The sequence below is a fragment of the Arthrobacter sp. LT660 genome (assembly GCF_056172845.1).
Genome location: NZ_CM149651.1, coordinates 2,796,223 through 2,808,740 on the forward strand (window position 1 = coordinate 2,796,223; position 12,518 = coordinate 2,808,740).

Annotated in this window: 11 protein-coding genes and 1 riboswitch; of the genes, 6 read left to right on the plus strand and 5 right to left on the minus strand. The window is 69.8% G+C overall.

Features of this window, described 5'->3' with window-relative positions:
- Positions 1-159: 159 nt before the first annotated feature.
- Both AC0QSG_RS13060 and AC0QSG_RS13065 read left to right on the plus strand, forming a co-directional pair.
- Complete coding sequence (locus AC0QSG_RS13060; protein ID WP_475375700.1) at positions 160-1,449, plus strand: adenylosuccinate synthase; 1,290 nt, start codon at positions 160-162, stop codon at positions 1,447-1,449.
- 38 nt (positions 1,450-1,487) lie between these two features.
- The gene (locus tag AC0QSG_RS13065; RefSeq protein WP_475375701.1) at positions 1,488-3,995 is read left to right on the plus strand and encodes an excinuclease ABC subunit UvrA; all 2,508 of its coding nucleotides are present in this window, start codon (positions 1,488-1,490) and stop codon (positions 3,993-3,995) included.
- On the opposite strand, the gene AC0QSG_RS13070 is transcribed toward AC0QSG_RS13065, so the two are convergent.
- Positions 3,949-5,529, minus strand: coding sequence for an FAD-dependent monooxygenase (locus AC0QSG_RS13070; RefSeq protein ID WP_475375702.1), 1,581 nt, complete (start codon positions 5,527-5,529; stop codon positions 3,949-3,951). The genes AC0QSG_RS13065 and AC0QSG_RS13070 overlap by 47 nt on opposite strands.
- Positions 5,530-5,598: 69 nt before the next feature.
- Here AC0QSG_RS13070 and AC0QSG_RS13075 point away from each other — a divergent pair, with 69 nt between their 5' ends.
- The 3 genes from AC0QSG_RS13075 to AC0QSG_RS13085 all read left to right on the plus strand — a co-directional run bounded on the left by AC0QSG_RS13075 (position 5,599) and on the right by AC0QSG_RS13085 (position 8,062).
- On the plus strand, positions 5,599-6,384 hold the full coding sequence (locus AC0QSG_RS13075) for a carbon-nitrogen hydrolase family protein (RefSeq protein WP_475375703.1): 786 nt from the start codon (positions 5,599-5,601) through the stop codon (positions 6,382-6,384).
- A gap of 240 nt (positions 6,385-6,624) precedes the next feature.
- Positions 6,625-7,155, plus strand: a complete 531-nt coding sequence (locus AC0QSG_RS13080; RefSeq protein WP_475375704.1) for an RNA polymerase sigma factor — start codon at positions 6,625-6,627, stop codon at positions 7,153-7,155.
- A complete protein-coding gene (locus AC0QSG_RS13085) occupies positions 7,142-8,062 on the plus strand; it encodes a hypothetical protein (protein ID WP_475375705.1) in 921 nt (306 codons plus the stop codon). Before AC0QSG_RS13080 ends, AC0QSG_RS13085 begins: the two co-directional genes overlap by 14 nt.
- Before the next feature lie 80 nt (positions 8,063-8,142).
- On the opposite strand, the gene AC0QSG_RS13090 is transcribed toward AC0QSG_RS13085, so the two are convergent.
- From AC0QSG_RS13090 to sfnG, 3 genes are read right to left on the minus strand one after another with little or no spacing between them, the layout of a single operon-like run.
- Positions 8,143-8,643, minus strand: a complete 501-nt coding sequence (locus AC0QSG_RS13090) for a CoA-binding protein (RefSeq protein WP_475375706.1) — start codon at positions 8,641-8,643, stop codon at positions 8,143-8,145.
- The gene (locus tag AC0QSG_RS13095) at positions 8,640-10,013 is read right to left on the minus strand and encodes an O-acetylhomoserine aminocarboxypropyltransferase/cysteine synthase family protein (protein ID WP_475375707.1); all 1,374 of its coding nucleotides are present in this window, start codon (positions 10,011-10,013) and stop codon (positions 8,640-8,642) included. The genes AC0QSG_RS13090 and AC0QSG_RS13095 overlap by 4 nt, the downstream gene beginning before the upstream one ends.
- Positions 10,013-11,209 carry a dimethylsulfone monooxygenase SfnG gene (gene sfnG / locus AC0QSG_RS13100; protein ID WP_435727731.1) on the minus strand — a complete coding sequence of 399 codons (1,197 nt, stop codon included), beginning with the start codon at positions 11,207-11,209 and terminating at the stop codon, positions 10,013-10,015. The genes AC0QSG_RS13095 and sfnG overlap by 1 nt, the downstream gene beginning before the upstream one ends.
- A gap of 56 nt (positions 11,210-11,265) precedes the next feature.
- Positions 11,266-11,357: riboswitch (SAM riboswitch) on the minus strand.
- Positions 11,358-11,470: 113 nt separating this feature from the next.
- On the opposite strand from sfnG, the gene AC0QSG_RS13105 reads away from it, so the two are divergent.
- Positions 11,471-12,088, plus strand: coding sequence for a histidine phosphatase family protein (locus AC0QSG_RS13105; RefSeq protein ID WP_475375708.1), 618 nt, complete (start codon positions 11,471-11,473; stop codon positions 12,086-12,088).
- Here AC0QSG_RS13105 and AC0QSG_RS13110 read toward each other — a convergent pair.
- Positions 12,085-12,450, minus strand: coding sequence for a lipopolysaccharide assembly protein LapA domain-containing protein (locus tag AC0QSG_RS13110; RefSeq protein ID WP_475375709.1), 366 nt, complete (start codon positions 12,448-12,450; stop codon positions 12,085-12,087). The two genes, AC0QSG_RS13105 and AC0QSG_RS13110, sit on opposite strands and share 4 nt — an antisense overlap.
- Between the last annotated feature and the right edge of the window lie 68 nt (positions 12,451-12,518).

The following is a 12,518-nucleotide window of genomic DNA, read 5'->3' on the forward strand; positions in this document are numbered from 1 at the left end:
GTTGTTGCCCACTCCGGTAAACTCGGCGCGTAAGAGCCCCTATCTCTTACGCGCGCCCCCGGGACGGGGCGCGGGCGAGTGGTCAGGGGCGTTCTTGTGTCCGGCACCGCCGGAACCCGGTGCGAACCGGTCTGGCCGAACCAGCAAGGGGAGGATCCCATGCCAGCAATCGTGATCGTCGGAGCCCAGTGGGGCGACGAGGGCAAAGGCAAGGCCACCGATCTGCTCGGGGGGCGGGTCGACTACGTCGTCAAGCCCAACGGCGGCAACAACGCCGGGCACACCGTCGTCGTGGGCGGCGAGAAGTACGAGCTCAAGCTCCTTCCCGCGGGCATCCTTTCCCCGAACGCCATCCCGATCATCGGCAACGGTTGCGTGGTGAACCTCGAGGCGCTCTTCGAGGAGATCGAGGGGCTCGAGGCCCGCGGCGCCGACACCTCCAGGCTCCGCGTCTCCGCCAACGCCCACCTCGTCGCCCCGTACCACCAGACCATGGACAAGGTCACCGAACGCTTCCTCGGCAAGCGCGCCATTGGCACCACCGGCCGCGGAATCGGCCCGGCGTACATGGACAAGGTGGGACGCCTGGGCATCCGCGTCCAGGACGTCTTCGACGAATCCATCCTGCGCCAGAAGGTCGAGGGCGCGCTGCGCCAGAAGAACGAGCTGCTGGTCAAGATCTACAACCGCCGCACCGTGGAGACGGAGGAGATCGTCCAGTACTTCCTCTCCTACGCCGAACGCCTGCGCCCCCTGATGATCGACGCCACCCTCGAGCTGAACACGGCCCTGGACGAGGGCAAGGTGGTCCTCATGGAGGGCGGCCAGGCCACCCTGCTCGACGTCGACCACGGCACCTACCCGTTCGTCACGTCCTCGAACCCGACGGCGGGCGGCTCGTCCGTCGGCTCGGGCATCGGCCCCACGCGCATCACCCGGTCCATCGGCATCGTCAAGGCCTACACCACCCGCGTCGGCGCCGGACCGTTCCCCACGGAGCTCTTCGACGAGATGGGCGAATACCTGCAGAAGACCGGCGGCGAGTTCGGCGTGAACACCGGCCGCCCGCGCCGTTGCGGCTGGTACGACGCCGTTCTGGCGCGCTATTCCGCGCGGGTGAACGGATTCACGGACTACTTCGTGACGAAGCTGGACGTCCTGACGGGCATCGAGCGGATTCCGGTGTGCGTCGCGTACGACGTCGACGGCGTGCGCCACGACGAGATGCCGATGACGCAGACCGACTTCCACCACGCGAAGCCGATCTTCGAGCACTTCGAGGGCTGGACCGAGGACATCACCGGGGCGCGGACGCTGGAGGATCTTCCGGAGAACGCGCGGAACTACGTCCTGGCGCTGGAGAAGATGTCCGGCGCGCGGTTCTCGGCCATCGGCGTCGGTCCGGACCGCGACCAGACGATCGTGCGTCACGACCTCGTCAACGGTTAGGCCTCGACGGGCAGGGATTCGCGGCTAGAGTCGGGGGAATGGCAACCAGTTCCCCCGCTTCCGGTTTCGTCGGCGTCCGCGGCGCCCGCGAAAACAACCTGCGCAACGTGGACGTCGATGTCCCCAGGGACGCCGTGGTGGCGTTCACGGGGGTCTCCGGATCCGGCAAGTCCTCGCTCGCGTTCGGCACGATCTACGCCGAGGCCCAGCGCCGGTACTTCGAATCCGTGGCCCCGTACGCGCGCCGGCTCCTGACCCAGGGCCACAACCCGCAGGTGGAGGAGATCACCGGGCTGCCGCCCGCCGTCGCCCTCCAGCAGCGCCGGGGAACGGCCAGTTCGCGATCGACCGTCGGGACGATCACCACGCTCTCCAACTCGCTGCGCATGCTGTTCTCCCGTGCCGGCAGGTACCCGGAAGGCGCGCCTCGGCTGGATTCGGACTCGTTCTCGCCCAACACCGCCGCGGGGGCCTGCCCGGTCTGCCACGGACTCGGCGTCGCGCACACCGTCACCGAGGCGTCCCTGGTCCCGGATCCCTCGCTGAGCATCCGCGACGGCGCCATCGCGGCGTGGCCCGGCGCCTGGCAGGGCAAGAACCTCCGCGACATCGTCACCGTCCTGGGCCACGACGTCGACGTCCCCTGGCGCAAGCTGCCGCGGAAGACGCGCGACTGGATCCTCTTCACCGAGGAACAGCCGGTCGTCGAGGTGAACCCGGAGCGGGACCGCGTGGCGAAGCCGTACAAGGGCCGGTTTTGGAGCGCCAAGAGCTATGTCATGCACACGCTCGCGGACTCGAAGAGCCAGACCATGCGCGACCGCGTGCTCCGCTACATGGAATCCGGCCCGTGCGCCGAATGCGGCGGCAGCGGCCTGCGCGCCGAGGCCCTCGCCGTCACGTTCGACGGCGCCACCATCGCGGACCTCAACGCCCTGCCGATGACCGTGCTCGCCGAGCGGCTGCGCTCCTGCGATCCGGCCACCGCTGGCGGGCCCAACGTTGCGGACATCGCGGCGCCCATCACGGAGGATCTGGTGCGGCGCGTCGACGTGCTGCTCGGCCTGGGGCTCGGCTACCTCGCGCTCGGCCGGACCACGCCCACGCTCTCCCCGGGCGAAACGCAGCGGCTGCGCATCGCCACCCAGTTGCGGTCGGGGCTCTTCGGCGTCGTCTACGTGCTGGACGAGCCGTCCGCCGGACTCCATCCCGCGGACGCCGAACCCCTGCTGGCCGTACTGCAGCAGCTCAAGGAGGCCGGAAACTCGGTCTTCGTCGTCGAGCACAACATGGACGTGGTGCGCCGGGCGGACTGGATCGTCGACGTCGGGCCGCACGCCGGCGAGGGCGGAGGCGACGTCCTCTACAGCGGGCCGGTGGAGGGGCTGGCCGACGTCGGCGCCTCCATTACGCGCGGCTTCCTGTTCGACGGCGACGGGTCGGCCTCCGGAGCGCGCCCGGATTCCGCCGGGGGTGTCGGCGCGCGCGAGGCGGTGGGCCGGATCCGCCTGGAGGGCATCGAACTGCACAACCTGCGCTCGCTGACCGCCGAGTTCCCACTGGGCGTGATGACCGCGGTGACAGGCGTCTCGGGCTCCGGGAAGTCCTCGCTCGTGCGGGTCGTGGCGGACTCGGTGCGCCGGCACGTCAGGCCGGAGGCTCGCGCCGCGGCCGCGGACGGACCGGCGGACGGCGAGCCCGAGGTCCCCGAGGCGGTGGCGTCCGTGGCGCACGTCGCCGGGCTGGAGACCCTCGACCGGCTGGTGACGGTGGACCAGAAGCCCATTGGGCGGACGCCGCGCTCCAACCTGGCCACCTACACCGGCCTGTTCGACTCCGTCCGGAAGGCCTTCGCCGGGACGGACGAGGCGCGGCGGCGGGGATACGGCGTCGGCCGGTTCTCCTTCAACGTCGCCGAGGGGCGGTGCCCCACGTGCCAGGGCGAGGGCTTCGTCGCCGTCGAGCTCCTGTTCCTGCCCGGAAGCTACGGCCCCTGCCCAGACTGCCACGGTGCGCGCTACAACCCCGAAACGCTGGAGGTCACGTACCGGGGCAGGAACATCGCGGAGGTCCTTTCCCTGCCCGTCGACGACGCCGCCGAGTTCCTCGCGGACGTTCCCGCGGCCGCGCGGAGCCTCGCCACGCTGCGGGAGGTGGGCCTGGGGTACCTCCGGCTGGGACAGCCGGCCACGGAGCTCTCCGGCGGCGAGGCGCAGCGGATCAAGCTGGCCACCGAGATGCAGCGGCTGCAGCGCGGGCACACGCTCTACGTGCTGGACGAGCCGACGACGGGGCTGCACCCGGCCGACGTCGTGCGGCTGATGCGCCAACTCGACCGGCTGGTGGACGCCGGGAACACGGTGGTGGTGGTCGAACACAACATGGACGTGGTGGCGGCCGCCGACTGGGTGATCGACATGGGCCCGTCCGGCGGCGACAAGGGCGGGCGGCTCGTGGCCGCGGGCACTCCCGCGCAGGTCGCCGTCGCCAAGGGAAGCGCTACCGCGCCCTACCTCGCCGCGAGGCTTCCGGGGACGGAATCCTAGCGGCGGCGCGGTGCGCCTCGGCGACGAACCCGTCCGGCCGCACGACGACGACGGTGCCGTCCGGCAGGTGCCGTCCCGGGGCGGCGGCGAACCCATGCAACGGAAAGCCGTGGCGCCGCCCAACCTCGCCGCCCAACGCCGCCGCGGACGGTCCGTAGGCGTGGACCTGCCAGCAGGCGTCCTGCAGCGGGGCGTGGTTGTCGGGGACCCAGGGGAGCCGGCGACCCACCAGCATGCCGCGGCGGTTCCACCGCGCCAGACCACGGGTGGCCTCCGCGGCGCGGCGCTCCGACTCCGTCATCCAGTAGTGGATCCGGATCTGGGACACGTACCCGAACATCCTGCCGCCGGCCGGCGACCGCGGCACCAGCCTGATGGCCACCGGCCACACGCGCGGCAGCACCACGGTCCGCAGGGCACGCGCCGCCCGGGAGGTGGAGGTCACCGCGGTGAACACCCGGTCCGTCGTCGAGACCAGCCGCAGTGCCACGGGCCGGCGTTCCGCTTCGTAGCGGTCCAGATAGTCCCGGGGCATGCGGCCACACAGCACATCGGCCAGCTTGCAGACCAGGTTGTGGGCGTCCTGGAGGCCGGTGTTCATCCCCTGCGCGCCGACCGGGGAGTGGATGTGGGCCGCGTCCCCGGTCAGGAACACCCTGCCGTGACGGAAGGCGTCGGCCACACGGTGGTGCACCCGGTACGTCGCGAACCACCCGGCGCCGGTGTAGCGGATGCCGAAGTCGCCGGCGAGCGTGGCGCGTGCCCGCCCCTCGTCGACGGCGGCGGCTTCCTGACCGATCGGCGCGGCATCGTCTTCTTGGCGAACGATCCCGAGCAGCCGCACACGTTCGCCGCCGGAGCCGTCCGGGCCCATGGGGAAGGCGAGCATGAAGTTCTCCTCGCTGACGCGCAGGTTGATGCCGGACCCCGTCCCGGACACGCCGTTGGCGTCCACCACGTAGAAGACCTGCTCGCTCGTGACGCCCTGGAACCCGATGCCGAGTGCGCGGCGGACGGGGGAGGACGTGCCGTCGGCGCCGATCACGTACCGGGCCAGGATCCTGATGCGCCCCTCGGAGCCGTCCGCTTCGACGGCGACGCGGCCGTCGTCGTGCATTTGCTCCAGCGAGACGAAGGCGTGGTTCCACCAGACGGCGCGGCCGCGCGCGGCGAGGCGCCGGGACAGGATCTCCTCGTTGTCGCTCTGTTCGAGGATGTGGATACCGGGGTACTTCGTCAGCCCGTGGCCCATCCGCCCCAGCGGAAGCGCTCCGAGCGTGCGCACACCCACCCCCGGGCGCAATTCGGACGCCGGAACCGCCCGCCGCAGCACCTCGTCGACGACCCCGAGCTGCCGGTAGATCTCCATGGTCCGCGAATGCACGCCGAGTGCGCGGGACTCCCGCGTGGGGCCCGGCTTGGCGTCGATGACCATGGCGTGGATCCCCAGTTTCTCCAGCCAGTTGCCGGCCATCAGGCCGGTCGGTCCGGCGCCGACCACCACGACCTCGGTGCGCAACAAGGCAGTGCCCATGACCACAGGCTACGCTCGGCGACGCGGTCTGGGTACGCTGGAAACAGTCCCCCAGCGGAAGGCAGCAAGATGAAAATCAGTGTTGGTCAGTTTTCTCCGGCCGGAACCCTCGAGGAAAACCTGGATGTGGTCCGCAGGCTGGCGGGACGCGCGGCGTCCGAGGGCGCCGGGCTCGTGCTCTTCCCCGAGGAGACGATGTTCACCGTGCGCAAGGTCGAGGGCGACCTTGCCTCCGCCGTCGAGCGGGATTGGTCGACGTTCGTGCAACAGGTCTCGTTCATCGCCGCCGAGAACTCGATCGCGATCGTTGCCGGCGGCTACGAGGCCAGCGGTGAGCCGCAGCCGTACAACACGCTTGTTGTCGTCGACGCGACCGGACGGATCGTGGGGACCTACCGCAAGGTGCACCTCTACGACGCGTTCTCCTACCAGGAGTCCACGAAGATCAAGGCGGGCGACCCCGAGGCCACCGGGACGTTCGAGATCGGCGACCTCAAGTTCGGCGTCATGACCTGCTACGACATCCGGTTCCCGGAACTCGCGCGGAAGCTGGCCGTGGACGGCGCCGACGTGCTGCTGGTCGCCGCGGCCTGGTTCAAGGGAGACCACAAGATCGACCACTGGGAAACCCTGCTCAAGGCGCGGGCCGTGGAGAACACCGTGTGGGTGGCGGCCGCCGGGACGAGCTCGACGAACACCATCGGGCACTCCGCCATCCTGGATCCGTTGGGCATTCCGGTCGGTTTCCTCGACGACGAGCGCGAGGAACTGGTGACCGTGGACGTGACGCGGCGGCGGCTCGACGAGGTGCGGGAGTTCCTGCCCGTCCTCAAGAACCGCCGAATCGGCGTGTGAACGGGGCCGGTTGCCGCGGATCGAAAGTTTTTCGGCCGCGCGTAACTTCCGTGGGTGTGGCCGCGATTACCGAAGTGAAGAAGCCGGGCCGAGGGTTCCCCCCAACGAGTCTCGGCCCGGCTTCTGAACATCTCCGGCCGGACGATTCGTCGACGGGCGGCTAGGGGCGACTAGACTCTAGCCCAAACCGTCCCAAACGATTTCAGGAGTGTCTTGGTCCCCGTCCTCACGGATGAGGTAATGAACAGGGCCCGGCAAGGTGATGCCGAGGCTCTGTCCGTGTTGTACGGGGGTCTGGCAGGTCAAGTCCGCGGCTATCTCGAGGCCAAGGGCGTGGAAGACGCCGAGGGTGTGACGCAGGATGTGTTCCTGGCGGTCTTTACCCAGCTGGCCAAGCTTGAGGGAGGCATCGCTGGATTCAAGAGGTTCACGTTCTCGGTGGCCCACGCGCGGATGGTTGACGCGACCCGGGCCAGGGTCCGCGCGCCCCGCCTCGACGAATACGAGGCGGACACGGATCCGCGCAAGGCCTCTTCCGCACACGAAACCATCTTGGACCGGCTTGATTCCGGCCCCCTCGGCGCAGTCGTCGACGGACTGCCGACGGACCAGCGGGAGTGCGTCCTGCTCCGGGTCGTGGCGGGAATGAGCATTGAAGAAACGGCCAACATCATGGGCAAAAGCCCGGGGGCCATCAAGCAGTTGCAGCGGCGCGGGCTGCTGGCCATGAAGAAGACTTTGGAGGAGGCGGACACGAATGACACGCATTGACGGCAACAGCGCTGCGAACGTGGCCCGTCTGCTCGCGGAGAGTGGCGTCCCGTCGGACCCGCGCCTGGAAAAGGCGCTCATGTCCCTCGAGACCTACGCGGATCGCGAAGCTCCCGGCCCCACCGGCCAACTGAAGGCGCTGCTCGACGGCATCGGCGAGAACGCTGCCGGGGGGAAGTCCGACGGCGGGAAGTCCAACGTGGTGCCGATGCGCCGACGGCGAGGCTCGACCGCCGCAGGAACCGCCCTGGCCTTGGCCCTTGCCGCCGGCCTCGGAGGTGTCGCGGCCGCAACGTCGTGGCAGGACAAGGCGCCGACCGTTTCCTCGGTGGGCGTCGCGGCGGGTCCCGTCACGGAATATCCCCGAGCCAGGGTCACGTCCGTCCCGGCCCCCACGCCCGCTCCCGTGGCCGTGCCCTCCAGCGTCCCGCGCGAGGTGGACCCTCCAGGGCTCCAGACACGTTCCGCGGCGGCACCGGCCGCGGCGCCGAAAATTCCCGCGAAGCAGGAGAAGGCGCAAGCCCAAAGCAAGACAGCGAGCGCCGGCGCGGCGAAGGCCCTCACCCAGGCTGGGGCGAACTCCGCGACCCAGCAAAGGGCGGCGGCGCAACAGAAGTCGATTGCCCAGAAGTCGGCGGCCCAGAACTCGGCGGCGCAGCGACAAGCCGCGGCAGAGCGCAAGGCACAGACGCAGTCGCAGAAAGTGGCGCAGGCGAAGCGGGAGGCACAAGCCAAGGCGAAGGCCGCTGGACAGTCCGCCCGCGCTCTAGCCGCGGCACAAGCCAAGAAGGCGGCGGCCCGCAAGGCCGCGCAGAAGGCGACGACCTCGGTCAAGAGATCCGTGTCCAAGGCCCCGGCAATGGTGAAGCGCCCCGTCGAAAAGCTGAAGCTCAACCTGCCGCGCTAGCACCAACACGGCAAGGGCCCCGTGCCCGTCCCGGCACCGTGGTGGTGCCGGCCACGCACGGGGCCCTTGTGCGTTCCCGCCTAGGCGAGGACCTGCCGCTTCGAACTGACCACGCCGGTGTTGAACCCGGCCAGGTGGAGCCCGCCGTGGAACCGGGCGTGCTCGATCTTCACGCAGCGGTCCATCACCACGTTCAGCCCGGCCTTCTCGGCGTCCGCCGCGACGTCCTCGTGCCATGAACCCAGCTGGAGCCAGATCGTCTTGGCCCCGACGGCAACGGCCTCGTCGAGCACGCCGGGAAGGTCGTCGTGCTTGCGGAAGACCTCCACCAGGTCCGGCGTCTCCGGCAGGTCCGCCAGCGACTTGTACACGGGCTGGCCGAGGATCTCGTCCAATACCGGGTTCACGAAGTAGACCTTGTACCGGGTGGAGGACAGCAGGTAGGTCGCCACGAAATACGACGCCCGGCTCGGCTTGTTGGACGCGCCGACTATCGCGATGGACGTGGTGTTCCGCAGGATGTTGAGCCGCTCGGGGGCCGAGGGGCCCTCCCAGGTGCGCTCTTCGGTGGTTGCGCTCACTGTGCCGCTCCGATCTGGGCGGGCGCCGGGACGGCGCACGCCTCGCCGTCGTACTCCGGAGCCGCGAGCCCGCCGCCCGCCACGTCCTGCTGGGACGCCTCGAGCGCCTGGTCGAGGTCCCACAGGATGTCCTCGACATCCTCGAGGCCCACACTCAGGCGGATCAGGTCCCCGGGGACGCCCGCCGCCTCCAGCTGCCCGGCCGAGAGCTGCTGGTGGGTGGTCGACGCCGGGTGCAGCACCAGCGTGCGCGCGTCGCCGATGTTGGCCAGGTGGCTGGCCAGCTGGAGCGCCTCGATGAACCGGCCGCCGGCCTCGCGGCCGCCCTTGACGCCGAAGCTGAAGACGGATCCGACGCCCTGCGGCAGCAGTTCCTGCGCGCGCGCGTGCTGGGGATGGGACGGCAGCGCCGCGTAGTTCACGTAGGTGACGCGCGGATCGGCCTCCAGCCACTGGGCGACGGCCAGGGCGCTGGAGAGGTGGTTGTCCATCCGCTGGGGCAGGGTCTCGACGCCCTGCAGCAGCTGGAACGCGGACTGCGCGGACAGGGCCGGGCCGATGTCGCGCAGCTGCTCGGAGCGCAGCTTCGTCAGGAAGCCGTATTCGCCGAAGTTGTCCCACCAGGAGACGTTTCCGTAGCTGGCCACGGGCTCGGTCATGGTGGGGAACTTGCCGTTGCCCCAGTTGAACGTCCCGGACTCCACGACGACGCCGCCGAGCGTGGTGCCGTGTCCGCCGAGGAACTTGGTGGCGGAGTGGATGACGATGTCCGCGCCGTGCTCGATCGGGCGCAGGATGTAGGGCGGGGTGAGCGTGGAGTCCACGATCAGCGGCACGTTCGCCGCGTGCGCGACCTCGGCCAGGCCCTTCAGGTCCGCGATGTCGCCGGAGGGGTTGGCGACGACCTCGGTGTAGACGGCCTTGGTGTTCTCCCGGATCGCCGCGGCGAAGTCGGCGGCGTCGTTGCTGTCCACGAACGTGGTCTCCACGCCGAAGCGGCGCAGCGTGACGTCCAGCTGCGTGATGGTTCCGCCGTAGAGCTTCGAGGAGGCCACGATGTGGTCGCCGGTCTGGGTCAGCGCCGCGAACGTGATGAACTCGGCGGCCATGCCGGAGGCGGTGGCGACCGCGCCGATGCCGCCCTCGAGGGAGGCGATGCGCTCCTCGAACGCGGCGACCGTCGGGTTGCCGATCCGCGAGTAGATGTTCCCGTACTTCTGCAGCGCGAACAGGTTGGCGGCGTCGTCCGTGTCCTTGAAGACGAACGACGTCGTCTGGTAGATCGGGACGGCGCGGGCGCCGTGCTCAGCGTCGGGCGTGCCGCCGGCGTGCAGGGCGCGCGTGCGGAATCCGAACTGGTGGTCTGCCATTAGGCGGTGGCCCCTTCGAGGTTGGTGGTCGGCAGCAGGTCCGTGTTCAGCTCCGTGCCGTTCTTGCGCGCGAGGTCCGCCTCGAGTTCGCGGACGATCGGCAGCACGTCGCGGCCGAACGCGGCGACCTCCTCCTGGAAGTGCAGGTAGCAGGTGAGCATCAGGTTCACGCCGATCTTCTTGAACTCGATCACGCGCTCGGCGATCTGCTCGGGGGTGCCGATGAGCTCGGAGCGGAAGCCGTCGTTGTACTGGACCATGTCCTCGAACGTGGAGTCGGCCCACATGCCCTTGCCGTCCTTGGTGGACTGCCCGGCCTCCTTGACGGCGTTGGCGAAGCCCTCGACGGCGGGGCGGTGCGCCTTGGCGATGATCTCGCGCAGCGTCTCGTGCGCCTCCTTCTCCGTCTCGCGGGCGATCACGAAGCCGTTGAGACCGAAGCGGGGCTTCGCCGCCGCGGTGCGGCCGCCGTCGTTCGCGGCCTGCACCACGCCGGAGATGTTGTCCTTGAATCCCTCCAGGGAGCGTCCGTTGGAGAAGTACCAGTCGGCGGCGTGCCCGGCGGCGGCCTGGGCCGCTGTGGAGTTTCCGCCGAAGAAGATCTCCGGGTGGGCGCGGCCGGGGATGTCCACGGGCGCCGGGTTCAGCGTGAAGTCGTTGATGTTGTAGTACTTGCCAGACTGGCTGTAGTTCTGCTCGGTCCACAGCCCGCGCAGGACGTTGATGAACTCCTCGGTGCGGACATAGCGCTCGTCGTGCTCGAGCCACTCGAGGCCGAAGTTCACGAACTCGTCCTTGAGCCAGCCGGAGACGATGTTCACGGCGGAACGGCCGCCCGAGATGTGGTCGGCGGTGATGATGAACTTGGCGAGCACGCCGGGGTGCCACATGCCGGGGTGGACGGCCGAGATGACCTTGAGGCGTTCCGTGGCGCCGAGCAGGGCGAGGGAGAAGCTGGTGGCCTCGTGCTGCTTGTCGGCGCCGTAGCTGGCGGCGTAGCGCGTCTGCGTGAGCGCGTACTCGAAGCCGGAGTTCTCCGCGATGCGGGCCAGCTTCTTGTTGTAGTCGAAGTCCCAACTGGTGCGCTGCTCGATCGTGGAGACGACGAGCCCACCGGAGACATTCGGCACCCAATAGGCGAACTTGAGCGGGGTCTCGAGATCGGCCACGGGGCTGACGGGGTTATTGGTGCTCATGGCTGGTTCCTTGGGGACGGGCGCCGCGGGCGCTGGGCGGAAGATCGCTTGCGCGCTCTCCATCGGTCCTGGCGGTAGCACCTTTCCGGGGGGCGGATGGTTGCTGCGGCGTCGTCGAGCCAGATCTCTCGGCCGCTCGGGATGGTTCGTTCCATTGTGGCAAGAACGGGGCCGCGATCAAAGAATGTTGAGCCGGATTGCGTCGCGGGGTTGCCGGATCGAATATCCTGCGGCCCGGAACGCGGGCGATAGGCTGGAGGGATGGGATCGAAACTTGCGTTGGTGCGTCACGGGGAGACCGACTGGAACGCGGAGGGCCGCCTGCAGGGCCGGATGGACATCGCCCTGAACGAGGTGGGCCGCGGCCAGGCGCGGGCCGCCGGCCGCGAACTGCTGGCGGCCGGCGGGTGGGACGTGCTGGTCTCCTCGCCGCTGGCCCGCGCCGCGGAGACCGCCTCCCTGGCCGGTGTGGTGCTCGGACTCGAACCCACGGAGACCCTGGCCGGCCTGGCCGAGCGCGACTACGGCCGCTGCGAGGGTCGCGTGGTGGCCGGGCTCCCGCGGCACGACATCGACCGGTTGCTCGAATCCGCCGAACCCGAGGACGAGGTGGCCGACCGCGGGGTGCGGTCCCTCGCCGGACTCGTGGAGCGGTACCCCGGGCGAAACGTCGTCGCCGTCGCGCACGGGACGCTGCTGCGCCTCACCTTGACCAGGATCCTCGGCGCGGACCACCCGCGGTTCCGCAACGGCCAAATCGTTGAACTCGACGCCAAGCTGTTCGCTGGCGCACGCCGCGGTGCGCCCGAGGGCGACCCGCCCGACGTCGTGCACCTCGCCCCGGGCGCGGCCGGGACGGCGACGCCGGTGGGGGCCTAGCGGCGGCCCTGTGTCTTGGCGCGCTTGCGGCTCTCGCGGCTCGCCTGGGTGCGGAGCGCGATGATGCGCGCCGCCCCGGCGCTGGCCACCACGAATCCGCCGGCCACGGCCGCGGCCAGCAGCGCCAGCCCCAGCGAAACCGTGCTCTCCACCGCGAAGTAGCGCAGCGGAACGGTCGTTTGGTTCTGTGCGATGAAGACGATCAGCAACACCAGCAGGACCAGGGCCGCGATGGTCGCTGCCCAGATCATTCCGGTGCGCGTGGCGTGTTTCCTGTCCGGGGTTTCGCGCGCCGGAGGCGCCGTCGGCGTTGGGGTGGTGGGGGTTGGCGGTGTGTTCGGGTTCTTCGGTTCGCCGCTCATGGTGTGGCCTCTTCCTGCCGGGTTGTCGGTTTCACTCCAACTGTTGCACGGATCCGGCGTGCCGCACC

Coding starts and splice junctions, on each gene's coding strand:
- AC0QSG_RS13080 (WP_475375704.1), top strand. CDS start 6,625: ATGAACAGGGCCCGGCAAGGTGATGCCGAGGCTCTGTCCGTGTTGTAC.
- AC0QSG_RS13095 (WP_475375707.1), bottom strand. CDS start 10,013: ATGGCAGACCACCAGTTCGGATTCCGCACGCGCGCCCTGCACGCCGGC.
- AC0QSG_RS13070 (WP_475375702.1), bottom strand. CDS start 5,529: ATGGGCACTGCCTTGTTGCGCACCGAGGTCGTGGTGGTCGGCGCCGGA.
- sfnG (WP_435727731.1), bottom strand. CDS start 11,209: ATGAGCACCAATAACCCCGTCAGCCCCGTGGCCGATCTCGAGACCCCG.
- AC0QSG_RS13085 (WP_475375705.1), top strand. CDS start 7,142: ATGACACGCATTGACGGCAACAGCGCTGCGAACGTGGCCCGTCTGCTC.
- AC0QSG_RS13105 (WP_475375708.1), top strand. CDS start 11,471: ATGGGATCGAAACTTGCGTTGGTGCGTCACGGGGAGACCGACTGGAAC.
- AC0QSG_RS13060 (WP_475375700.1), top strand. CDS start 160: ATGCCAGCAATCGTGATCGTCGGAGCCCAGTGGGGCGACGAGGGCAAA.
- AC0QSG_RS13065 (WP_475375701.1), top strand. CDS start 1,488: ATGGCAACCAGTTCCCCCGCTTCCGGTTTCGTCGGCGTCCGCGGCGCC.
- AC0QSG_RS13075 (WP_475375703.1), top strand. CDS start 5,599: ATGAAAATCAGTGTTGGTCAGTTTTCTCCGGCCGGAACCCTCGAGGAA.
- AC0QSG_RS13110 (WP_475375709.1), bottom strand. CDS start 12,450: ATGAGCGGCGAACCGAAGAACCCGAACACACCGCCAACCCCCACCACC.